This is a genomic window from Thermoleptolyngbya oregonensis NK1-22, from assembly GCF_032705245.1.
Lineage (GTDB): Bacteria > Cyanobacteriota > Cyanobacteriia > Elainellales > Elainellaceae > Thermoleptolyngbya > Thermoleptolyngbya sichuanensis.
In genome coordinates, this window is the sequence record NZ_CP053540.1 from 619,192 (window position 1) to 642,890 (window position 23,699).

Here is a 23,699-nt window from a genome sequence, read left to right on the forward strand (position 1 = left end):
CGTGCAAAAGGTTGCCATGAGCCAGATCACCTCCTCTGCATCTGCTGCCAAACTGGCGGAGAGACAGCGCTTTTGGAGCCTCCGCTGGAAACTGCTCACGGGCTTTACGCTGGTATTCAGCACGGTTTTTGCGGTGGTGTATTGGTGGTTCTACAACTTTTCCACCGAAAAGGCGATCGCCCGCCTCAAGCAAGATCTGGAAAGTACCGCCATTGGCACTGCCCACGACATCGACGCAGAGGAACTGCTGGCACTGTATAAAACGGGCGAACGCAACGCAGAGGGATTTTCAGACGATCCGCGCTATCTGCACCAGTTGGAATGGTTTGAAACCGCGCACCGCATTTCGCCCAATGTCTACGCCTACAGCTTCATCTTGGGCAAGCCCAGCGAAAACCGCCGCATCGGCAAACCAGCCACGACAGGCGATGAACTGGAGGCGATATACCTGGTGGATTCCCTCTGGCGATTTTTGCCAGAACGGGCGCTGCCGTTTTTGGAACCCGATAAGCCTTCACCCTACTCCCTGCGGGCTTTTCAGGAGGGCGAAACGGTCAACCGCGACCTCTACACTGACCAGTGGGGAAGCTGGATTTCCGCCTACACCCCCATCCGCGACAAGAATGGAAAAATCGTCGCTGTGCTGGGAGCCGACATCGAAGCCGATCACGTATTTGAAGTACAGCAACAATTGCGCGATCGCCTTTTGCTGTCGTTTTTGGCAACCTACGGCACGCTGTTTAGCCTGGTCTATCTGCTGTCAGGCATTTTGTCTCGCCCGCTGAAGGAACTTTCCGCCGCCGCCGAGCGCATTGGGGAAGGCGACTATAGCCAGGATCTCACTGCGCTGAGCAAAAGCGAGGTGCAGGACGAAATTTCTACCCTTGCTCGCGTGTTTCAACTCATGGTAGACAAGGTGCGCCAACGGGAAGAATCCCTCAAACAACAGGTCGCCAGCCTCAAAATCGAAATCGACCAGGTAAAACGCCAAAAGCAGGTGCAGGAAATCGTGGAAACTGATTTCTTTCAGGATTTGGTCGTTAAGGCGCGGAAGCTGCGAAATCGACCAATGGAAGAATAAATTTGGGGTGAGCTGTTGCCTGGCGACGCGGCGTAGCCATTCACCTGCTCAGCCAATTGACGCAAGCTGATTTGCTCAGCCAATTGACGCAAGCTGATCTGCTCAAGCTGATTTGCTCAAGCTGATCTGCTCAAGCCAAATGGTCTTGGCATTTGCCAGGCTGCGTCACCATTCACCTGCTCAATCACCTGCTCAATCCCGATCATGCTCGCACCTACCACTCCCTTAGTCATTCTGGGCAATACGCTAGAAGCAAACGGCTATCTGCTTTATCGAGAGCCAGATTTGGCGAAGCGGGAGGCGCTGATTCGCGGATTTCGGGTGGCCAATGAGCGATCGCTCTTGTGGCTGGGCGATCGCAAGCTGGTGATCACCGAAGCGCCCGTTGCTCATGTGGACTATTTGCGAGATCGGCTGGGCTATTCGCAGCTTCAGCACGCCTGCCCGGAGCATTCCTCAGATTCCATCTGTGCCGATATTTTGCGAGAGTCTGCGCTGCTCCAGCGGATCGTAGATTTTGCAGACGATGCGGGCGCACTGCAACTCATTCCCTACGCCACCACGCCTGCGGTTCACAAGCTGGCGGATCTGCTGCGACAGACCTATGGGCTGACGGTGTACCTGCCGGAAAGTCCTGCACCCGATCGGCTGTGGCTGCGGGAGTATGTGCAGACAAAGCTAGGCTTTCGGATGCTGGTGGGGCAGTGGATGGGGAATTGGCTGCCGGAGGGCTATGTGGCGCGGAGTGTGGAAGAAGCAGGGGCGATCGCCCACACGTTTCTTCAGCGCGGTCAGGGCTGCATCGTCAAGGCCAATACGGGCTTTTTGGGCATTGGGCATACGGTGTTTCGCCCAGAAGCCGCTCTCGAACTAGCGGAACTTTGCGCCACCCTCCAGCAGAACCCTTACTACGCCGGAGATCTGCTGATTGTGGAAGCGCTCATTCCCAGCGCTCAGGGGCTTTCGCCTTCGGCGGAGGTGGTTGTGCCTGCTAACCCGTCGGAACCGCCCTACCTGACTGCCATTTGCGCTCAGCAGGTGTTGCCGTCGGGGGCCTATGCCGGAGAAATGGTCAGCTCGGACTGGAGCAACGCGCCCTGGTATGCCGACCTGAGCGCGGCCGCCCTAGAAGTTGCTCAAAAACTTCGAGCGATGGGCTACATTGGGCACTTCGATCTCGATGGAATTGTGGATGATGCGGGAACCCTATACCTGTTGGAGGTAAATGCCCGCCGCACTGGAGGAACGCATGTGTATGAATTGGCACGGTTTTTGCTGGGAGAGCGCTGGGCACAAACAGCGACGCTGCTCAGTTGCACCAGTGTGCCCTGTCCTGCGGTGAACTGTTGGGCTGACCTGGAAAGGGCGATCGCCGACTTGCTCTATCCACAGGCATCGGGCTGGGGCGTGGTGATTACCCACAGCGCCGCCCTTGAGCAGCACCAGGTGGGCTATGTGATTTTGGCGGCAAGTCAGACCGACGCGCTAAACCTCCAGCAAACGCTCCTAGCTCGATTATCTCTCTGAGCGATTCTCGATTTTGGATTTGCGATTTTGGATTGGTAGTGGAGCCTAGTCGGGGCTTCCAACAATGCTTCCAACAGTGCTTCCAAAAGTTTTAGTCGTAGCGCCACTTCAGAGATCTGATGCGAGTAAGTCGCGCAAATCTGCGGAATTAAAGTTTTTTCGTAAATTCGAGCTGAAATCAGGGAAATTCATCCATGCCGAAAACACAGGACTTGGTTTGGTCAGACTGGCGATCGCAGCTTCAGCACCGCATCCAGACCCTCGAAGACTTGCAGCAGTGGGTCCACGTCACACCCGACGAGGCAGAGGCGATCCGGGCTTCGGCCGGGAAATATCGCTGGAGCATCACGCCCTACTATGCCTCGCTGATGGATCGCGACGATCCCAACTGCCCGATTCGCCTTCAGTCTGTGCCCGCGCTGCAAGAGTTCCAGTCCTTTCCTGGCGCGGAACCCGACCCGGTCGGCGACATGATTTATCGCAAAACGAACCGCGTCGTTCACAAATATCCCGATCGCATCGTGCTGCTGGTGACGGAGGTATGCGCCGTATACTGCCGCCACTGCACCCGCAAGTTTCACACGACCGACCTGGAGGGCACGTATTTTGAAACCAGCGAGGCAGCCTCCTGGGAGCAGGATTTTGACTATATCGCCAGCCATCCCGAAATCCGCGACGTGCTGCTGACGGGCGGTGATCCGCTGACCTATTCTGACGAAAAGCTGGAGCTGATTATTTCCCGATTGCGGAAGATTCCCCACGTAGAGGTAATTCGGATTGGCAGTCGCTATCCGGTGCTGCTGCCGATGCGGATTACGCCAGCGTTTTGCGCCATGCTGGAGAAATATCACCCCATCTGGCTGAATACGCATTTCAACCATCCCAAGGAGATCACGCCGGAAGCGGCTGAAGCGTGCGATCGCCTCCTGCGGCATGGCATCCCGGTGCAAAACCAGAGCGTGCTGCTAAAGGGCATCAATGATGACCTAGAGACCATGCGATCGCTCCTACATGGACTGCTCAAAATCCGCGTCCGCCCTTACTATCTCTATCATTGCGACAACGTGACGGGCGTGTCGCACTTCGCCACCAGTGTGGAAAAAGGGCGAGAAATCATGCGAGGATTAATGGGTCATACCACCGGATTTGCCGTGCCCCAATATATCGTCACCACGAAACTGGGCAAAATTCCTTTGTGGGAAACCCAGGTTCATCGCGATGAGCAGGGCTACTGGCTGGAAAATTATCAGGGTGAAACCCTCCGCCTTGCAAAATCAGACGGATACTAGCAGCATCCAGGATTGAGCGATTGCCCGTATCGCTCTTTCTGCACCGCTCTTTCTGCATCGCTCTTTACTGCGTCGAAACTGCATCGAATCGATCGGTCTGTATCGATCTGTATTGATCTGGATCGGCTGCCAGTACCCGCCATTTCCGATCTATCATTTCCGGGTCTACCATTTCCTACCCGCCCCGCCGACGCATTTTCTTCGAGGTTTTTCATGTCCAAAGTGGTTTCCGTTCACTCCTATCGAGGCGGCACCGGAAAGTCCAACACGACCGCAAATCTGGCCACCATGATTGCGCGGCAGGGCTATCGCGTGGGCATTGTAGACACGGATATCCAGTCCCCCGGAATCCATGTCCTGTTTGGCTTTGCGGAAGACGACATGGAGCGATCGCTCAATGATTACCTCTGGGGGCGGCGCTCGATTTCCGATGTAGCCTACGACGTGACCTCGGTGCTGGAAGGCAAAGGGGGCGATCGCAGCAAGGTCTACCTCGTTCCCTCTAGCGTCAAGGCAGGAGAAATTGCCCGCGTGCTGCGCGAGGGCTACGATGTGGGGCTGCTGAATGAAGGCTTTCGGGAACTGATCGAAACCCTCAAGCTCGACTATCTGTTTATCGACACGCACCCCGGACTGAATGAAGAAACCCTCTTGTCGATCACGATTTCTGATGTGCTGGTGCTGATTCTGCGTCCCGACCAGCAGGACTATCAGGGGACCGCGGTGACAGTGGATGTGGCCCGCAAGCTGGAAGTGCCCAAGCTGCTAATCGTCGTGAACAAGGCTCCGCAAGTGCTGGACTTTAACCAACTCAAGCAGCGCATTGAGGAAACCTACGATGCGCCTGTGGCAGGCATTTTGCCCCATTCGGACGACATGATGGTGCTGGCTAGCACGGGCATTTTTACAATGAAGTATCCCAACAACCCGCTGACGAACGTGGTGGAGGCGATCGCCCATCAGGTCATGGCCTAGTTGCCGCGTGGCTCGCCGGATGGATACTCCACTAGATATTCCACCAAAGGATAACCCTTGCTGAGTGCCCTCCCCTGGTATGCATCTGCTCCGCCGCTGTGGCTGCAACTGGCAGCGGCAGCGCTGTGGGTAGCGGGAATTACGCTGCTGGCGGAAGGGCTAAATCGGTTTCAGCTAGTGGAGCCGGAAACCGTCCGCAAAATCGTCCACATCGGCACCGGTAACGTGATTCTGATTGCCTGGTGGCTCAAGATTCCGCCCTGGGTGGGGCTGAGCTTTTCGGTGTTGTTTAGCCTGGTGGCGCTGGTGTCCTACCGGTTCCCGATTCTGCCTGGGATCAACAGCGTCGGGCGCAAGAGCCTGGGCACTTTTTTCTATGCCGTCAGCATCGGCGTGCTGATTGCCCTGTTCTGGCAGGCGCGTCCGCACTATGCTGCGCTCGGCATTTTGATCATGGCGTGGGGCGACGGGCTGGCGGCGCTGGTGGGCCAGTCCTTGGGGCAACGCCGCTACAAAATTGGCGACATCGAAAAAAGCTGGGAAGGGACGCTGACGATGGCGCTGGCGAGTTTTGTGGTCGGTGGGCTGGTGCTGGGAATTTCTCAGGGAACCTCGGCGCTGTGGGGTGTGGCGGCCCTGGTGGCGATCGCCGCGACGGTTCTCGAAACTTTCTCAAAATGGGGCATCGATAATCTCACCGTGCCCATCGGCAGCGCCCTGCTGGCCTCCGCTTTGGTGGAACAAGTTGGGTTGGGGGGCTTGGGTTAGAGACAGGGGCGATCGCCCTTTTCCCTCTCAAGTTTGCCCGCCGCCCAGAACAATTCCACCCAAAAATCGACCCAACTGTCGGATTGACAGAAGCCCTTTTGTCGCGCACATTACATAAATCTGGACATTAAATCTGGACCTAAATCTGGAAGCCGATCTGGAGTCGAGGCTCAGGTGCAAGGGATCAGTGCCGCTTGCCTCTCCCTGCATCCCGTCGATCCCTGTTCGAGTCAGCGTTTCGGAGCCGTCTTTCCCCATCTCTCACCCCTCACCCCTTACCCGCCTATGCGTCCTGCTCTCACTCAGTTTGGCGAACAGATGTCCCACCTGACCGGGGTGCGGGCGATTATGAAGGACATTATCGAAACGCTGCGAACTGCCCAGGGACGCGAGTTTATCAACCTGAGTGCGGGCAATCCGGTGATTTTGCCAGAGGTGGAGCAGCTTTGGCGCGACTGTACGATGGAACTGCTGGACAGCCCTGAATATGGCGAGGTGGTGTGTCGCTATGGCTCTAGCCAGGGCTATCAGCCGCTCATTGAGGCCGTGATCGCAGACTATAACCAGCGGTATGGGCTGAATCTGGGCGATCGCAACATTCTTATCACCCCCGGTAGCCAGTCGCTCTACTTTTTGGCAGCAAACGCGCTAGGCGGCTACACCACCGACGGACGGCTGAAGCAGATCGTGCTGCCCCTCAGCCCGGACTATACAGGCTATGGCGGTGTGACGCTGATTCCCGAAGCGCTGCGGGCCTATCGCCCCCGTTTAGAAATTGATGCCGCCGCCCATCGCTTCAAGTATCGCCCCAACTTTGATCAGCTTGAAATCAACGCAACCACGGGCTTTGTGCTGTTTTCTCGGCCCTGCAACCCCACGGGCAACGTGCTGACGGATGACGAGGTGCGGAAAATCGCGGCAATGGCGGAACCCTACGATGTGCCTGTGTTTGTCGATTCGGCCTATGCGCCGCCGTTCCCGTGTTTAAATTTCACCGAGATGACACCGATTTTTGGCGCGAATATTGTTCATTGCACCAGCCTCTCAAAAGCAGGATTGCCCGGTGAGCGCGTGGGCATTGCCATTGGCGACGAGCGTGTGATTCAACACTTGGAGGCATTTCTCACGAATCTCTGTCTGCATTCGCCCCGCTATGGACAGGCGATCGCCGCCCGTGCTATTCGTTCTGGTCGCTTAGCCGCTATTTCCGAGCAGGTCATCCGTCCCCACTATCAGCAGAAATTTGCCGCCCTAGAGGCTACGCTAGACGAGGCCATGCCCACAAACCTACCCTGGTTCTTGCATCGGGGCGAAGGGGCGATCTTTGCGTGGCTCTGGCTCAAGGACTTGCCAATGAGCGATTGGGAGTTTTATCAGCAGCTCAAGCAGGCGGGAGTGATCGTCGTACCCGGTAGCCCGTTTTTCCCCGGCCTGCAAGAGGACTGGACGCACACACAGGAATGCTTCCGGATCAGCCTGACTGCCTCCGAGTCGGATCTGGCTGAGGCAATGCGCCGACTCGCGCAGGTCGCCGATCGGGTCTATGCTCAATCGAGCGTCAGCCAAATAGAACTGGCAGCCCGTTAGCCGTCGCGTCGGCAAAAACGCAAACCAGCAAAAGCAAGCCAGCAAAAAAGGTCGTCCCAATTTGAGACGACCTCTTTTAGGACTCACGCAGTTGGACGATTTTTCGCAGGCGCAGCCCGCGAGAAATCGTCCAAAACCCAGAAAACCTACCGCAAGTGCGTAAGTCCTGCCTTCTTTAGATTTATGGAAATCAAGCCTGTAGGACCGAGGGATCAGATGCCAGAGGCAAAGCCTTTAATGCTGACTTCTAACCCCTAAACCCTACTTGATGGCGACCTTGCCACCCGCTTCTTCCAGCTTCTTCTTGGCTTCTTCGGCGGCTTCCTTGGGCACTCCTTCGCGTACAGCCTTGGGCGTGGATTCCACTACTTCCTTGGCTTCCTTCAGACCCAGACCCGTCAGTTCACGGACGATCTTCAGCACGGCGATCTTCTTGTCGGCGGGTACGTCTTCGAGAATCACGTCGAATTCGGTCTTTTCTTCGACTTCCTCAGCGGCCGCCGCACCACCGCCCGCACCCGGAGCCATCATCATCATGCCGCCAACAGGAGCCGCAGCCGTCACGCCGAAGGCTTCTTCGATTTGCTTCACCAGTTCGGCCGCTTCCAGCAGGGTCAGCGTCTTGAGCTTTTCCAAAATTTCATCGGTTGCAGTAGACATAGTTTTCCTCTACGAGTTGAATTTCCAAACTACGAAACGATAGGAGCAAACATTGGAACCATTGGTCAAAGCGCGATCGCCCCAACCGGGCTACACACTCCACTAGGCAGCGTCTTTGTCCTTGTCGGCGATCGCCTGCGTCACGCGAGCCAGCGAAGACGGCACTTCCTTGATGCCCACAGCCACCTTGGTCGCCACCGCGTTGATTGCGCCTGCAATTTGCCCCATCAGTTGTTCCTTCGACGGCAGATCGCCAATGGCTTTCACGTCGTCTTCGGTCAGGGCACGCCCTTCCATCACGCCGCCGCGCAGCACGGTCTTTTTAGAGACCTTCTGAAACTCCTGATAGGCTTTGATCGCGCCGCCTACGTCTTCTTTGATTAGCAAAAAGGCCGAAGACTCTTTGCACAGAGCTGTCATCGGTTCCCAAGTTGCGTCGCCCTGCACGGCAATCCGCATGAGCGTGTTCTTGGTTACTTTGCACTCTGTTCCCGAAGGACGCAGCCGCCGCCGCAAATCGGTAATTTCGGCAACGGTTAGCCCCTTGTAGTCAATCACGACGGCCATTTGAGACTGGCTCAAACTCTCTTTGAGTTCTGCGACAATCTCTTTTTTGTCCTCTAGTGTTCTACCCATCTCTGTCTCACCTCCTTAGCTTTGGGTGTGAATCACCAAACTTGGTTGCGCTGAATCCTGAACATGAAACGAAATGAAAAAGCCCCGGCGATCGCCAGGGCAAGTCTAGACGGAGTTAGTCACTCCACCATTTGGCGAGTTCTAACCCAACATCAACACTTGACCTCGGCAGGATGATTAAGCCATTTGCCCCTGCTGTCTCTGGCCACCAGGATTCAGTTGTAAAACGGTCAAGCTTTGAATCGGCGTTTATGCTCCTAAGATTGGAAACAAGCCTAAAGAAGCGGCTCCTTGGCTCTTTGGATGAAGACTCAGCGCTCAGGCTGCGTCACTCGCCTTCATATCGCGCAGTGCCGCAATGTCTACTTCAATCGAAGGCCCCATCGTGGCAGCGACGTACATCGTTCGCCAGTAGCGACCCTTCGCGCCCGAAGGACGGTTGCGGTCGATGGTTTCTTGCAGCGCCTTCAGGTTGATCAGCAGGTCTTCAGGCGAAAAGCTGGCTTTGCCAAACATCACATGAACAATGCCCGACTTGTCAGCCCGAAACTCTAGCTTACCCGCTTTAAATTCGTCAATGGCTTGAGCCAGATCAAAGGTCACCGTGCCGCCCTTGGGAGAGGGCATCAGACCGCGAGGCCCAAGCTGACGACCCAGCTTTGCCACCTGCGGCATCACGTCTGGCGTAGCGATCAGCACGTCAAAATCCATCATGCCTTTCTGGATTTCGTCGATTAGCTCCTCAGAGCCTGCCAGATCTGCCCCTGCATTCGTGGCTTCTGTCACCTTCTCGCCGCGAGCAATGACCGCCACCCGCACGACCTGACCCGTCCCTTTGGGCAGCGCCACCGTGGTTCGGAGCTGCTGATCCGTATACTTGGGATCGATCCCCAAGCGGATATGGGCTTCGGCAGATTCCGGGAACTTCGCCGTAGCGGTTTCCTTGAGCAGGGCAAGCGCCTCTAGCGGAGCGTAGGGGCGATCCTCCACTTTGGCTTGCAGTTCCCGCAAGCGCTTCGATACCTTTTTCACCATTTTGAGAGTCTCCTTGGGGTGTTAACGGGCGATCGCCCTCCCCCGAATCATGAACGAGTTCAACAAAGCAAACCAAACAGCAAACTCAATCACACAAAACTCAATCGCGCAGATTCTAGTCGGCAATCGTCACACCCATGTTCCGAGCCGTGCCTTCCACGATTCTCATCGCCGCCTCAACGTCGTTCGCGTTCAGGTCAGGCAGCTTCGTCTGAGCGATTTCCCGCAGTTGAGCGCGAGTAATTGAACCAACCTTCTTCTTGTTTGGCTCACCCGACCCCCGGTCAATCTTAGCTGCCTTGGCAATCAGCTTGGATGCCGGAGGCGTTTTCAGCACAAACGTAAAGCTGCGGTCTTCAAACACCGAAATTTCTACCGGAATCACCATGCCAGCCTGATCAGCCGTCCTGGCATTATATTCCTTGCAGAACATCATGATATTGACCCCGTGCTGACCCAGCGCGGGGCCGATCGGCGGCGCAGGGTTTGCTTTGCCTGCGTCAATTGCCAGTTTAATAATCGCGACTACCTTTTTTGCCATTGCCCCACTAACTCTGCTTTTGAACCTGGTTAAATTCCAACTCGACCGGGGTATCTCGCCCGAAGATTGAGAGCAGTGCCTTGAGCTTGCTGCGCTCTGGGCTGACCTCAATCACCTCACCTTCAAAATCCTTAAACGGCCCCGACAAGACCACAATCTTGTCCCCAGCCGCCATATCGATTTTGACGACTGGCTTTTGCTCTTGGGCACGCTTGAAGATTCGCTCTACCTCCGAATGACCGAGCGGCATCGGCTTGACATGCCCGCGCCCCCGTCCATAGCGGCGCTTCTGCTCTGCGCCAACGAAGTTAATGACGTTGGGCGTGTTTTTCACGACCTGCCATGCTTCGTCATCCATCACCATGCGGATCAGGACATATCCCGGAAACACTTTTTCTGCTGCCTCTTTGGGCTTGTTGCCCTTTTGCGGCTTCAGGATTGGCGTTTGGGGAATCTCAATTTGGAGAATGCGATCGGCTACATCGAGCGTCTCGATTCGCTGCTCCAAGTTCATCTTGACCCGGTTTTCGCAGCCTGAGGCAACCTGGACGGCATACCAACGGGGCGTTCCACGGGGCGACGACTCATCTTCGTAATGCTCGGGATTGGCGGCTTCTTCCTCAACAGACAGCAGATTGTCTGACTCATCCGATGCAAGCATGATTCAGAACCCCCTTAGAACACCTTTCCGGCAGCCCAGATGAAGAAGTTATCAAATAGATAAATGATCGTAGCGGAGAGGGTCACCATCAGGATGACGGCAAGCGATTCACTGACCAACTGCTGACGGCTCGGCCAGACGACCTTATCCAATTCCTCTTTGGTTCCTTTGAGGAACTCAGAAACGTTAAACCCTGATTTTTCGGCGATCGCCTTTGAGTCAGCCCCCTTTGCAGGCTTCGTCTCCGCAGACTTGGCGACATCCTGAGCCGTTTCCTCTTTTTTCTCTGCCACGATCACACTCCTTGCCTGAACGGGGAATAGATGGAGAAAAACGCGCATCTTCCAGAGCGGACGACCTGCCTACCAGCGTCAGAGCGCTTCACACTAGATCGCAAAGAGAGACAGAATAAGCCAGAGCGCAGAAGCACTCTAAATGTTTTTTATCTCTACTTAGCCTATCCAAGGCACACCCAGCCGCAGCAGCAACCACTCCAGGCCCAAATTGCGCTTTCCCATCATAGCACAGAGAATTTCTAAAATGATTCTGATGCAAGCAGGCAAGAGGACTGAGCAGACAAGTAGCTGTCTAGTGGCTGTACCCGTTTCGCTGAATCGACGGGGGCGACGAGATCAGCTGAGTTCGATGCTGGGCTAGCACCTGTCGATACAGATCTTCGAGTCGGCTGATGTTGCGGCTGAGGGTGTAACGGTCTAGCACGCGCTGGCGGGCCTTTTGCCCCAACAGCAGCGTCATTTCGGGATGATCGCCAAACAGCGGCAGCAGCGTTTGCAACTGAGACAGCACGCGCTGAGTGCTGAGGACGATGCCTGCGCCGGCCTCCAGCACTTCGCCATCGGCCCCAGCATCCGTTGCCATGCAGGCGACCCCGCAGGCCATGGCCTCCAACAGCGACAGCGACAGACCTTCCACTAGAGAAGGCAGAATGAACACATCGGCTCCCCGCAGGATTTCAATACGCCGCTGCTCATCGGCAACAAAGCCCAGCCATACAATGCCCAGATCTTCGCCATAAAACGGGCGCAGCGTCGGCGCAAGCGGCCCATTGCCCACGATCGCCAACTTACTGCCGGGGGGCATTTCCGACTGTTTCCAGGCCTTGAGCAGCGCTTCTACATTCTTCTCGGTTGCGATGCGCCCCTGATACACAAACAGGCGACGGGCATCCAATTCTGCTTTGATGTTCGATGGGCCGGGTGAATATTTCTCCACGTCTACGCCGTTGGGAATCACCGCCAAACGGTTATCCGGAACTCCCAGCCGCACCAGCAATTCGCGCTGAATTTCAGAGAAGATGATGACCCGGTGGTAGTGGGCCAGAAATGGCGCGTAGAGCTGATACATCAAGTGCTGGGTGCCCGATGTCAGGTTTCGGCGCTTGCGGTCAAAGGGTGGGTGAAATGTGGAGACTAGCGGTAGGTTTAGCTCTTCGCAAATTTCTGGCAGCACGAAATCCAGCGGCGAGAGCGTCAGCGACGCATGAACTAGGTCAGGTTTGAGCCGCTGGAGCGCTTGGGTCAGCACTTTGCTCGACTTGGGTGAGGGAATGGTATAGATCTGTGACTTGTAGAGACAGGGAATAGAGACTTCTTGAAGTTCTTCCTGGATTTCCTCCGGAGGCTCTGCCTGAGATTCTGGAGGGAATTCCTCTTGGGCAAAGTGGAGAAAGCTAACCTGATGCCCTCTTTCTAGGAGCGCGTTTGTGACTTCGCGCCCGTAGGTGACATTGCCACAGAAAGGAGATTTTTTGCCAAGCCAAGCAATATGCATTCAACTTATCGAAAGAATAATTGAGAAAAGTTGGGGTATGAATACAAGAATTTAATCATCATTTAATCGTTTGCGATACGGTGGCAGGATCGGAGCCGCCGACGGATTGGGTGAGGACACCTGCGGCGATCGCCACTGCGGCCAGCCCCAGAAACACCACTCGCAGTCCTAGCAGCGTTTCCGCCACGCCCGCCAGCGCCAACGGCAGACTGAGGGCAATGTTCACCGCGTTATTTTGCAGCCCAAACACCTTGCCCCGCATCTCTTCTGGCGTTTCTTCTTGAATCACCGTTTGCAGCGGAATCGCCACGATCGCCGCGCAAGCGCCAAACAGCACCAGCAGCAGCAGCGTCGGCACCAACTGCTGCGTAAAGAAGGACAGCGCCGCCAGGGCTGCACCCATGCCCAGCGCCCCGTAGAGGCTGAGGCGATGTCTCCGCAGGCGCGTGCCCGAATGCCCCAGTGTCACCGCGCCCAGCGCCATGCCGACCCCGCCCGCCGCCAGCAAAAAGCCAAACTGCGATGACTTAATGGCGGGCATCACCTCCGCCAGCCGCACCGCCAGCACTGCCAGCGCCGCAAAAATAGAGAACAGCACAATGAGCTGGATCAGCGCCGCCCGCACTCGCCGTTGCTGTTTGAGATAGCGCAGTCCGTCGCGGATGTTTTCCCAGACGGGGGGCAGGTCGTCTTTGGACTGGTCAATGGTTTCGTGCGGCTGGATCAGCAGCAGCAGCAGTCCTGCCAGGGCGTAGCTCAGACCAACAATGAGTTCCTTGCCGATGTCCAGGGTTAGCCCAAACTGGGCCGCAACGTGGGCGATCGCCCCATCGGCCAGCGCCAGCAGCGGTTCCCCCACGGCAAACCCAACGATCACCGATGCCATCATGGTGGTCGTGTAGAGCGAATTGGCAGACAGCAGATGCTTGCGCTCTACCAGCATGGGAATCGCCGCCTGCTCTGCCGGGGCGAAAAATTGCGTCAGCGTGGACACCAGAAACGTCACGCTCAGCAGCGCCAAAAAGCCAACTGGAATGCCCGCCAGTGGCGACCAGCCCTGAGAAATCCACAGCAGCGGCGGCAATACTAGCACCAGTCCGCCCCGCAGCAGGTTCGTCGCCACCAGCACGGCTTTTTTAGACCAATGATCGACAAACACGCCAGCTACCGAGCCAAACAGCACCGCCGGAATAGTGAACGCCACCATCACCGACGACACCCAACCGCTCACCGTTTGCCCCGCAGACTGAAAGCGGCTGGTGATGAGCATGATCATCAGCACCAGGTAGACCTTATCGGCAAGCTGGGAAAACACCTGCCCACTCCACAGCGCCAGAAAGTTGCGGTTCCGCAGCACGGGCAAAAAGCCGCGCTCCGATTCTGGCGTGTCGGAGTCCTGAGAGTCGTCTCCTGTAGATTTTCCCGCGTGGATATTGGCAGCGCCCGGTTTGGCAGGTTCGTCCACTTGGTGACCGCTGGGTTCTGGGCTAGTTTCCAGCAGAGACGCAGCCGAGGGGTCAGGCAGGGCCAAATCAGGGGTATCCGACGCTTTGCCATTTTGAGAAGACTGGCCGTTTTCCGGCAACTTGCCATTTTTCGCCGCCGTGTTCTGGAGGGGTGAAGGATCATCGGGTGTGGAGGATTCCCACTGTCCGACCTGGCCTCGATAGCTGTTGGGACTATGCCGCTCAGCAGTGGTGGGCGGCTGGGGGCGATCGCCCGCTTGATCAGGAGCGATCATCCGCAGAGGAACCAGGTCAGGATCAATCCGTTGCATCTTGCGTAGGTAAACAGGACGAGGGCGAAACAGCCGCAAAGCAGGTTTCGATCAGGGCGGCTGACTGAATCGGGCGGTCAAAGTGATATTGGGCATAGTGGCGCAGCAGCCGCTCCACCCGCAGCCAGACTTCCTCTGGGGTCTTACGAGCCGACAAGGAAGCGGGCGCTGGCAACCCGTTTGTCTGCATCCATGTTGTCTGCATCCATGTGGAAACCAACTCTGGATCACCCAAGCGCTGCAAAACCGCAAGCTCGACGGCCGAGATGGGCGTGCCCAGGCGAGATCCAGCAGTGGATTTGGGCAGGGAGCGGGCGATCGCATATTGTCCTTCCGGTTCTGCCAGCGTAGCGCGGCCTTTTGCTGCGGCAGTCATAGCATCGCTGGATGCCTTGACCTTCTTAATAGGCTTTGGCTTGGATCGAACATCAGCATTCAGGCTCTCTCTATTCTCAAGCACAGCGGCCGTCGATGCTAGGGCGGGGTTATGCGGATTTTGCGAATCCTGCGGATTTTCAGATGGATTTTCAGAGAGAATCTCCCCAGGCTCTAGGCGGGACAGCACCTCCCAAGAGACGACCCCGCCCGCCGCTGCGTGAAATCCTGCCCGCCATCCCTCAACCCCTGAGTCACCCCTTCCCTCAGGACTCATCCCATTGGGTGGCACAATCGGCTGCTGAGTCACGCAACAAGCATGAACCTGCGGCGCAACGCCCGCTAGTGTTAGCAGCTGGTAGGTCGCTTGCACCAAACAAGGCAGGGTGACGCTGGCGGGCAACTGCTCGATGCGGCGCAGGGACTCACTGAGCTGGGTAAACAGTTCATCCTGGGGCTGGTTGCTGAGTGCCTGACAAAGTGCCAATTCTGCCAGATATTGCCCAGCGGTGAGCTTTCGCAAATCCTGGCTCAGCCCTGTGAAAGCCTCGACCCCTTCTGCCTGAATAATCTTGTCTAGAGTCCGTCCCTTGGCAATCAGCAGTTGGTTGACCACAAACAGGCCGCTGCGTCCCCGTAGGCTGGACTCGTGTTTACGCGATCCGGGAGCCACCACCCGAATCAGCCCGTGTTCGCGAGTCAGCACGGTCAGGAGGCGATCGCTCTCGCCCATCGGCATTCCTTTGAGGTTGATTCCAACGGTTTTGTAAGTGCCGCTCATGGGGAGAGGGAGGGAGTAATGAGGGGGCAGGGGAGTGGCGTATGGAGGGGAATAAAAGCTCAGGTAACCCGTTACTTCACCTTTCGTCGCTCCCTCCCAAAGCGCCTCGATCCAGGGTATCAAACTGCTGAACCAACTCTGGGCCGCGAGAGGTGCCGATGCGGGTGGCTCCTGCCCGGATCAGGTCAAGGGCCTGCTGGGCTGTGCGGATGCCGCCGGAGGCTTTGATGCCAATGCGATCGCGCACAATCTCCTTCAGCAGACGCACATCGGCAACCGTTGCCCCCCCATTCCAGCCCGTGCTGGTTTTCAAATAGGCGGCTCCCGCATCCATGCAAATCTCTGCCGCCAGCCGCTTTTCTGCCGGAGTCAGCAGACCCAATTCCAGAATTGCCTTGACCGTTTGCCCCGTTGCCTCGCAAATTTCCGCCAGTTCTCGGTGCAGCGCGTCGGTTTTGCCTTCCCGCAGCCAGCCCAGGTTGATTACCACATCCAGTTCAGTTGCGCCATTTTCGACGGCTTCTTGAGCTTCATAAAGCTTGGTTGCAGAGGTAGATGCACCCGTCGGAAAGCCGATCACGGTGCAGACTTGGGGCGATTTGTGGTGCAGCAGAGACACCGCCTGTCGGACATGCGCCGGAAACACGCACACCGCCGCAAACTTGAAGCGGTCGGCGGCTTCGCAACACTCGGCCACTTGCTCAGACGTGGCCACTGGGCTGAGCAGCGCCTGATCGATGAACGCGGCGAGGTCGATATCGGAGTGAGAACCTGGCATAAGCCGAAATGGGTCAAGACGGCGGACAGTACTGATCACAATGCTGAAGAAAGCATGGCATGAAACGCCAAAAACTAAATCCTTTTTTGGAATGAGTTCGTAGGTAAAAGCAGGTCGGGTGAGCGTGCTGTTGACGGCACGGTAAATGGGCTATGTACCCATCGGCTGACACGGCTGGCGATTTTGCCAGATTCCGCCAAATGGACTATGCTGCACTTTGTTGAGAAATGTAAACATTGAAACTGCTACTGAGTCCAAGGATGTCTCTTGCGTGAACGTGCGTTAAACACAGATGCAACTTAGGACAGATGCGAATTAAGCGGGAATGACCGAAGCAGGTGTGACCGGAGCAGGTCTGACTAATACAGATAACGCGATGTGCAGCTTGCAAACTGCCCTCATCCCCCAACCCCTTCTCCCAAGTCGCGAGAAGGGGAACAAGAGATGCTTGAAGTCCTCTCCCCCGCTGGGAGATAGCTCAAAGTCTGCGGCATATCAGAAAAGGGTGAGGGGGATCGGCAAAGCTGCACATTTCGTACAGATATATACAGGTGCAACGGTGCAAACTTAGGAAAGGAGCGCTTATGAAGCTGAGGATTTCTGAGGCGATGGCAAGTCGGTTACTGGGTCTGTTTTTGTGCGTGGCGACGGTGGGTGGAACGCTGGCGCTGTTTGGGAGTGTGCCTTTGATTGCGCGAGTGGGTGCGGAGATTCAGGAAGCAGGACAGTCGCGCTAGTGGCGATAGGCAAGCAGATTGTGCATTTGTACTTTGAAGACTTTGAAGCTCGATGACGGAAGCACCCGGATCTTGAGGAGAACCGTTAGTACGCTGATCTAGAGGGAATCTTATTGGAGGACTCTGATGCGGGGTCTGTTTCTTCTGGAGGGCGGGATGAGCCGAAGTGCAGGAAAATGGCAGCGACTATCAACTGATTTGCCCAGTGATTCGCCCAGTGATTTGCCCAGCCAATTTGTCAATTGCGGGTGGAGCCACGGGCCGAGTGTTTGGCGGCGATCGCTCTCGGTGGCGATTGCGCTATGCCTGTGCAGTTGCGCTGAAACGGCGATTGAGGCGACTGGGGTTGGAACCCCGAATGCACTCGCAGGCGAGCCAGCCAGCGACGTAGCGGCCACGACAACCGAGACGACTGAAGTAGAACTGAACGACGCGCTAGATCAGCCGAGAGAACTGCGTGAAGGGCCGGTGCAGGTGCGCTTTCGCTATCGCCAGGATGCCGAAGCCTGGGGCGGCGAAGTCCAGTATACGCTGCTGTATAACGGGCAGCCCCAGCTAGAACAAACCCAGGAAAGCACGGCCTACGGTGGAGTGAGGTTGCAAGACCTGGATGCAGACGGCACCGCTGAAGTGATCATCCGCACCTATTCTGGCGGAGCGCACTGCTGCACCTCCCACATCATCCACCGCTGGCAGGGCGATCGCTTCGAGACAACCGACACAGGCTTCCGCGATGGCGAAGGCGGCAGCTTTCGAGATCTGGATGGCGATGGGCGGCTAGAGTTTGTCGCATTTGACAATGCCTTTCTCTATGCCTTTAGCAGCTATGCTGGCTCGTTTCCGCCCTCCCAAATCTGGGCGCTGCAAGACGGGCAGCTTGTAGACGTGACCCGGCAATATCCAGCAGAACTGAGGGCGATCGCCAACCAGATGCGCGAAGCCGTGCTGACCGTTCAAGCAGACACCAACGAAGTCAACGGCATTCTGGCGGGCTATGTGGCGCAGATGATCCTGCTGGGCGAATACGAGCAGGGCTGGGCGTTCATGCTTGCCAACTACGATCGCACCTCAGACTGGGGTCTAGAAATCTACAAAGACGGGCAGCTTGTCTATCGGTATCCCGACTTTCCTGCCGCCCTCGAAGCATTTTTGACTGAGCAGGGCTACCTCCCGGCTGGAGGTTCTGCCGCCCGATAGTCCGGCGCCGCCCTAGCTCAGAACCCTAGAACGGAACTCCAGAACGGAACTCCAGAACAGAACCCTAGAAGCGAATAGATAGCCGCAGCCCTAGTCCGTGCTGATCCAGGTCGATTTCGCTGCGTCTGAGGCCGCTGCCATCGCGAAATTCGTAGCCACTATAGACATAGGCTACCCGCAGAGTGACAGAGCGAGAAAAGCTGTAGCCCACGCCAGCCTGAAAATTAAAAGTGGTGTCGCGTTCGGCGTTGATGTTGAACCCAGACACGCTGCTTTCCAGACCCAGGCTCCAGCGTGGCGAAAGCTGTAGCCCCACTCGCAGCCCCACCAGCGGCTCAAGGGTAGTGCGGGAGGAGCTAAATTCTCGATTGATTGGGATGGTGTTGGGGCCGATCCGCACCTCGTCCACTTCGATCTCCTGTCTTGAAATATTGGTGCGGAGTCCGAGAATGGGATCGACGACCAGAAAGGGGAACGGGTTGGCGGGGGTGGGCGATCGCCGCAGGGATTGGTTAACCACGCGGTAGTATGCGGCCAGATCGATCTTGCCTTGGCGCAGAGAGGCACTGGCATCGGCCCTGCCCTCCACCTCAAAGGGAATGCCAAAGCGCAGGAGGCTTCCTGCTGGGAACGTGACGGGCAGCGTGCCACTCTGGGCCAGCGACAGATAGAAGCCGTCGAGCAAAATCCCAAATCGACCGTTCTGGGCATCAACCCGCAGGCCGCCATCGAAGGCGCGATCGAGGTTCAAAAAGTTGTCCAGATCCGCCCGAATTGTAGTCGATCGCCCCACGGCTGCAATGTCTGCCCTCACATCCAGCGGAATGAAGAAATACGGCTCTACGGTAACCTGCCAGCGGCTGCCCGATCTCGACCCTCCGGACTCTGCGGAACCAGCCAACTGCCCCTCAGGATCAAAGGGTGCAGATTCAGAAGAAAACTCACCTTCGGGCAAATCGGCCGGTTCCAGTTCTGGCAGGTCAACAGGCTCCAGCGCAGGCTCAGATGGCTCATCCAGCGGATCAAGCGAGGTCTGTGCCAGGGACGATTCATCCAGGGAGGATTCATCAACAATGGGTTCTTCGGCTGGCGACTCATCCAGGAGCAACTGTGCAGTGGGTTGTGGCTGCGGTTCGAGCGCTGGCGGCTGTGCAGGGGTGTCCCTCTGGATTTGCTGGATTTGAAGGTCTGCAATGGTTGCAGTTTCGGGCTGAGAGGAGGCAGCGGGGATGGAATCGGGATGCAGGGTGATGGATGAAAACTTAGAGGTTTCGCGCAACTCTCCTAGGGCAGCATCTTCAGAAACCACCGCCAGTGCTGGACTTTCTGGAGTATCCCGGTGGATGGATTCAGCCGATTCGGGGGCGGATGGACGCGGTTCCGTGGCGTGGGCTGGGGCGACCCATACGACCGCTGCCACCGACGCTGCAAGAGAGAGCGTCTGGGCGATCGCCCTCATGCGCCTTCTGGATGACCGACCCTCCTCCAGCCCCCCGGCTTGGGAAAGATGCTGAGAACAATACCCCTGGGATAATGCAGATTGGCGAAGCATGATAAAAACTCTGAGAAATGGCAAATTGAAATGCAAAATGTATAGCACAAAGTTAAGTGAAACTAAAGTTCAGTGAAGCGAGTTTGTCAAAACCGAAGTTTCGTAAAACTAGCTCAACGGACCTAAAACTTCAGCAAAACATGTCAGCAAGATATCAGCAAAATAGCAGCAAAGTAGTGGGCAACAAGCTTAGAATTCGACAATTTCGACAATATTTGGACGGAACCACGGGTTGCAGATTGGATGCAAGAACCTAGGCGCAATGCAATCTCATCCATCTGTCCTCCTAGAAGCCAGATGGATGAGCCAGAGAATTCCCATTAGCTCAGCAGATTTTTGTAAATCTTGCCGTCTTTCATAATCACCAGGAAGTTTTCAGCAGGATTATCAATCAGCCGAATGTTTTCCAGAGGGTCGCCATTCACCAGCAGCAAATCTGCCAGAGCGCCCTCTTCGACCACACCAAGCTTGCCTGGATAGGGATTTCGCGGCCCAGACATCGCCAGCAGTTCTGCATTGTCGTGCGTTGCCATCTTCAGCACTTCAGCGGGCGTATACCAGCGCACCATTTTTGACAGCAGCCTGCCCCGGCGAGCCGTTTTTGTAGGGTCATACAGGATGTCGGTTCCCCAAGCAGTTTTGATGTTGTATTTCTTGGCTAGCCCGTAGGAAATATCGGTGCCCTCTGCCACTTGCAACTGCTTCCTGCGGCTGTCACTGCCTTCGGGATAGGGGTTGGCATCTTCATCATCTAGAAAGGGCTGCATACTCAGCCAGACTCCTTTTTCGGCCATCAGTCTGGCCGTTGGCTCATCCATCAACTGACCATGTTCAATACACTTCACCCCGGCTCGAATCGCAGTCTGAATTGCTCTTGGCGTGTAGGCATGAACTGTGACGTAGGTGTTCCAATTTGCGGCCGCATCCACGGCAGCGCGAAATTCATCCTCGGTATACTGGGATACATCGATGGGGTCATAGACCGAAGCCACACCGCCACCCGCCGCCAGCTTGATTTGAGTGGCCCCCCGCATTAGCTGCTCACGGGTTGCCCGGAGGACTTCGGGCACACCATCGGCGATCGCCCCCACGCCATATTTCTCAGCCAGACTCAGTTCCGAAGTCGGTGTTCGGGGCAGTTCATCCAGCGTGCGAAAGTCCCCATGACCCGACGTTTGAGAAATCATCGCGCCCGACGGCCAGAGTCGCGGCCCCGCGAGTTGACCCCGGTCGATCGCCTTTTTCAGATCAAACACCGGCCCCGCCATATCCCGCGCACTCGTAAACCCGTTCATTAGCATCTGAGTGGAACTCTCAGCCGCAGCCCGAAACACCTGCTGAACCAAGGCATCTCCCCCAGCCCCCGCCTCGAACAGAGCCGCCTGACCCGCAACCCCTTCCAGAAACAGGTGAACGTGGGCATCGATCAATCCCGGCATCAGCACTTTGCCTTCCCCGTTGATCAGGAGGGTGCGGAGATCGGCAGGAACCGGAATTGGCGAGGTAGAAATGCGCTCGATTTTATTGTCAACGACTAGTACATTGGTCGGGCCCGAAAGCCGGGGCGAGGTGCCATCAAACACCCGCACATTTTGAAACAAAACGCGATTGATGCCCGGATTTGGCAGGTTCACAGCAGGTTGGCTCTGCGCCCAGCCCACCTGCGTTGCTAGACCAATCAGAATAAGTAAAACGACTCCTAAAATAGCCGAGTATCGAAATCGGGAACCCATATGCCTTACGACCTATTCACGACTTAACGTAAACTCAGTAGCTTTTCCAAAGCGAGCTAGATGCACTTTGCTACAAAACCTGCAATTAGAGGGTGTTTGAATAAGGTATTGCCTGTAATGTTAAGCACTCAGAGATCCCCCCTAGCCCCCCTTAGAAAGGGGGAAGCCGCTTTAGAGTCCCCCTTTTTAAGGGGGATTTGGGGGGATCTTGCACGCTTTGCTACAAACAGTAGGACTTTTCAAACATCCTCTTAGAATTTAGTTCCAAATTAGTTCCAAATCTTGCGATCGCCACTCGCAAACCCAGGCTGACAAAACGAGACAGATTGCCAGATAAAAGCCTGGGATGAAAGAAATGTCCATCGAAAAATAGCGATAGACGAAGACATGGTGATCTGTGGGCGATCTATGGACAATCTATGAATTTCCGCTCACAAGATACCACCTGGGTCTGACTAAAACAAGTAATTGTTAATATCTCTTGGCTTGTCCAGGGAATTAGCTGCTGAGGCGACGTAGCAAGCTTTGGACACAATTCGCCTTAAAAAAATATAAAATCAGCACGGCGTATCCTCCATCCAGATTGTGATGCGAAATACTGTGGTACTCAATCCAGTCAAATACGCCCGATGGATTGCCGAACGCCTGCGAATGATCGGGTGAATCAAGCAAATATCAAACCTCAAAAATGGGCATCAAAAACGGAGGTAAGTATTATCACTCACCTCCGTTTTGATTTAGCATTAAGCTTCGATTTAGTGCTAATCGACCTTAGTGTTAATTGACCGGGTATTTCATGAATGGGTTTACACTAGGGCGGGCACTGGAGCGCTGAGATGGGGATAAAGCGGGAAGCGGCTGCACAAAGCAGCGATGCGATCGCGGCAGGTTTGGGCTACGCTTTCGTCCTCTGGGTTTAAGAGGCGATCGCTGATAATATTGGCAATCTCGGTGAATTCTGCCGTGCCCATGCCACGAGTGGTCATGGCGGGAGAACCCAGCCGCAGACCGCTGGTGACGAAGGGCGATTCGGGGTCGAAGGGGACGGTGTTTTTGTTGGCGGTAATGCGGACACCGCTCACCAGTTGGTCGGCCACTTTACCCGTCATGCCAATCGAGCGCAGATCAACCAGCATCAGGTGGTTGTCCGTGCCGTTCGACACCAGCTTCAGTCCCCGTGCTTGGAGTTGGGCGGCCATTGCCTTAGCATTTTGAATCACTTGCCCCGAATAGGTGCTGAAGCTGGGCTGGAGCGCTTCGCCAAAGGCCACGGCTTTGCCCGCGATGACATGTTCCAGCGGCCCGCCCTGGGTTCCCGGAAAAACAGATTTGTCCAGCTTTTTGCCCAGGTCTGCGTCGCGGGTGAGGATGAGGCCGCCGCGTGGGCCGCGCAGGGTTTTGTGCGTGGTGGTGGTGACGACATCGCAGTGGGGAATGGGGCTGGGATGGTGGCCCGTGGCGACGAGTCCGGCGATGTGAGCAATATCGGCTAGGAGGTAGGCTCCCACTTCATCGGCGATCGCCCGGAATTTCTCAAAATCAATCACGCGGGGATAGGCCGAATAGCCGCAAATAATTAGCTTCGGGCGATGGTGCAGCGCCACCTCCCGGATTTCGTCAAAATTAAGCTGCTCGGTGTCGCGGTTCACGCCATAGTGACACGCCTTAAACCACTTGCCCGACACGTTCACAGGCGAACCGTGGGTCAGGTGACCGCCGTGAGACAGATCCATGCCCATAAACGTGTCGCCCGGTTCCAGCAGCGTCAGAAACACCGCCATATTTGCCTGTGCGCCAGAGTGCGGCTGCACGTTGGCATGGGCCGCGCCAAAAAGCTGCTTTGCCCGATCGATGGCCAACTGCTCCACTTCGTCCACAAACTCGCAGCCGCCGTAATAGCGCTTGCCCGGCAGCCCTTCGGCATACTTATTCGTCAAGACAGACCCCTGTGCCGCCAGCACTGCCGCTGAAGTGAAGTTTTCGCTGGCGATTAGCTCTAGGTGGTCTTGCTGGCGCTTTAGCTCTTTTTGAATCAAGCCTGCCACTAGCGGATCGGTTTCTACTAAAAGATCCCAGTTTGTTTGAGTCACACGCACGCTCCCAAGGTTGTTTTAGGTTGTTGCATCACGGTCAAGAAGGCCGGGGGGTGAGAGGGTCGTCCTGCTTTCCCAGAGTTTTGATCATACCGCTGTTCCGCAGGAGACGGATTCACCCGATC

At 56.1% G+C, this 23,699-nt stretch carries 21 protein-coding genes and 1 other annotated feature; of the genes, 8 read left to right on the forward strand and 13 right to left on the reverse strand.

Translation table 11 applies throughout. From position 1 onward, the window contains the following. Position 1: 1 nt before the first annotated feature. The 6 genes from HNI00_RS02630 (at position 2) to HNI00_RS02655 (ending at position 7,227) form a co-directional block, all read left to right on the forward strand. Positions 2–1,081: a HAMP domain-containing protein gene (locus HNI00_RS02630; protein ID WP_205370431.1), complete on the forward strand. Its 1,080-nt coding sequence runs from the start codon at positions 2–4 to the stop codon at positions 1,079–1,081. 204 nt (positions 1,082–1,285) lie between these two features. Then, positions 1,286–2,608, forward strand: coding sequence for a hypothetical protein (locus HNI00_RS02635; protein ID WP_316790432.1), 1,323 nt, complete (start codon positions 1,286–1,288; stop codon positions 2,606–2,608). Between the two features lie 194 nt (positions 2,609–2,802). Then, the gene (gene blsG, locus HNI00_RS02640; protein ID WP_316790435.1) at positions 2,803–3,897 is read left to right on the forward strand and encodes an arginine 2,3-aminomutase; all 1,095 of its coding nucleotides are present in this window, start codon (positions 2,803–2,805) and stop codon (positions 3,895–3,897) included. 213 nt (positions 3,898–4,110) lie between these two features. Then, complete coding sequence (locus tag HNI00_RS02645; RefSeq protein WP_172353837.1) at positions 4,111–4,872, forward strand: MinD/ParA family ATP-binding protein; 762 nt, start codon at positions 4,111–4,113, stop codon at positions 4,870–4,872. Between the two features lie 57 nt (positions 4,873–4,929). Further along, a complete protein-coding gene (locus tag HNI00_RS02650) occupies positions 4,930–5,640 on the forward strand; it encodes a diacylglycerol/polyprenol kinase family protein (RefSeq protein ID WP_316790438.1) in 711 nt (236 codons plus the stop codon). Positions 5,641–5,925: 285 nt separating this feature from the next. Next, positions 5,926–7,227 (forward strand): valine--pyruvate transaminase, encoded by a 1,302-nt coding sequence (locus HNI00_RS02655; protein ID WP_316790440.1) that lies wholly within the window; start codon positions 5,926–5,928, stop codon positions 7,225–7,227. Positions 7,228–7,488: 261 nt separating this feature from the next. On the opposite strand, the gene rplL is transcribed toward HNI00_RS02655, so the two are convergent. The 10 genes from rplL to deoC all read right to left on the reverse strand — a co-directional run bounded on the left by rplL (position 7,489) and on the right by deoC (position 16,262). Then, a complete protein-coding gene (gene rplL / locus HNI00_RS02660) occupies positions 7,489–7,887 on the reverse strand; it encodes a 50S ribosomal protein L7/L12 (RefSeq protein WP_172353834.1) in 399 nt (132 codons plus the stop codon). A 102-nt stretch (positions 7,888–7,989) separates the two neighbouring features. Beyond that, entirely contained in the window at positions 7,990–8,523 is a 534-nt protein-coding gene (gene rplJ / locus HNI00_RS02665; protein ID WP_316790442.1) for a 50S ribosomal protein L10, read from the reverse strand. A gap of 66 nt (positions 8,524–8,589) precedes the next feature. Then, positions 8,590–8,746, reverse strand: a sequence feature (ribosomal protein L10 leader region). A 95-nt stretch (positions 8,747–8,841) separates the two neighbouring features. Beyond that, a complete protein-coding gene (rplA, locus tag HNI00_RS02670; protein WP_297076963.1) occupies positions 8,842–9,558 on the reverse strand; it encodes a 50S ribosomal protein L1 in 717 nt (238 codons plus the stop codon). A gap of 115 nt (positions 9,559–9,673) precedes the next feature. Further along, entirely contained in the window at positions 9,674–10,099 is a 426-nt protein-coding gene (gene rplK / locus HNI00_RS02675) for a 50S ribosomal protein L11 (protein ID WP_316790446.1), read from the reverse strand. 7 nt (positions 10,100–10,106) lie between these two features. Further along, complete coding sequence (nusG, locus tag HNI00_RS02680) at positions 10,107–10,760, reverse strand: transcription termination/antitermination protein NusG (RefSeq protein WP_297076968.1); 654 nt, start codon at positions 10,758–10,760, stop codon at positions 10,107–10,109. Between the two features lie 14 nt (positions 10,761–10,774). Continuing rightward, a complete protein-coding gene (gene secE / locus HNI00_RS02685) occupies positions 10,775–11,101 on the reverse strand; it encodes a preprotein translocase subunit SecE (protein WP_420156243.1) in 327 nt (108 codons plus the stop codon). Positions 11,102–11,348: 247 nt separating this feature from the next. Next, positions 11,349–12,551 carry a glycosyltransferase family 4 protein gene (locus HNI00_RS02690; RefSeq protein ID WP_316790450.1) on the reverse strand — a complete coding sequence of 401 codons (1,203 nt, stop codon included), beginning with the start codon at positions 12,549–12,551 and terminating at the stop codon, positions 11,349–11,351. Positions 12,552–12,609: 58 nt separating this feature from the next. Beyond that, positions 12,610–14,328: an MFS transporter gene (locus HNI00_RS02695; RefSeq protein ID WP_316790451.1), complete on the reverse strand. Its 1,719-nt coding sequence runs from the start codon at positions 14,326–14,328 to the stop codon at positions 12,610–12,612. After that, on the reverse strand, positions 14,315–15,484 hold the full coding sequence (gene recO, locus HNI00_RS02700; RefSeq protein ID WP_316790453.1) for a DNA repair protein RecO: 1,170 nt from the start codon (positions 15,482–15,484) through the stop codon (positions 14,315–14,317). Before recO ends, HNI00_RS02695 begins: the two co-directional genes overlap by 14 nt. A 76-nt stretch (positions 15,485–15,560) precedes the next feature. Further along, entirely contained in the window at positions 15,561–16,262 is a 702-nt protein-coding gene (deoC, locus tag HNI00_RS02705; protein WP_316790455.1) for a deoxyribose-phosphate aldolase, read from the reverse strand. A 608-nt stretch (positions 16,263–16,870) separates the two neighbouring features. Between deoC and HNI00_RS02710 the strand changes: the two genes are divergently transcribed. Both HNI00_RS02710 and HNI00_RS02715 read left to right on the forward strand, forming a co-directional pair. Beyond that, complete coding sequence (locus tag HNI00_RS02710) at positions 16,871–16,999, forward strand: hypothetical protein (RefSeq protein WP_277772197.1); 129 nt, start codon at positions 16,871–16,873, stop codon at positions 16,997–16,999. A 156-nt stretch (positions 17,000–17,155) separates the two neighbouring features. Beyond that, the gene (locus HNI00_RS02715; protein ID WP_316790459.1) at positions 17,156–18,196 is read left to right on the forward strand and encodes an FG-GAP repeat domain-containing protein; all 1,041 of its coding nucleotides are present in this window, start codon (positions 17,156–17,158) and stop codon (positions 18,194–18,196) included. A 64-nt stretch (positions 18,197–18,260) separates the two neighbouring features. Here the strand turns inward: HNI00_RS02715 and HNI00_RS02720 are convergent, their stop codons facing one another. The 3 genes from HNI00_RS02720 to glyA all read right to left on the reverse strand — a co-directional run bounded on the left by HNI00_RS02720 (position 18,261) and on the right by glyA (position 23,571). Continuing rightward, the gene (locus HNI00_RS02720; RefSeq protein WP_316790461.1) at positions 18,261–19,655 is read right to left on the reverse strand and encodes an outer membrane protein; all 1,395 of its coding nucleotides are present in this window, start codon (positions 19,653–19,655) and stop codon (positions 18,261–18,263) included. A 413-nt stretch (positions 19,656–20,068) separates the two neighbouring features. Next, positions 20,069–21,481, reverse strand: coding sequence for a metal-dependent hydrolase family protein (locus tag HNI00_RS02725; RefSeq protein ID WP_420156244.1), 1,413 nt, complete (start codon positions 21,479–21,481; stop codon positions 20,069–20,071). Between the two features lie 806 nt (positions 21,482–22,287). Then, the gene (gene glyA / locus HNI00_RS02730) at positions 22,288–23,571 is read right to left on the reverse strand and encodes a serine hydroxymethyltransferase (protein ID WP_316790464.1); all 1,284 of its coding nucleotides are present in this window, start codon (positions 23,569–23,571) and stop codon (positions 22,288–22,290) included. Between the last annotated feature and the right edge of the window lie 128 nt (positions 23,572–23,699).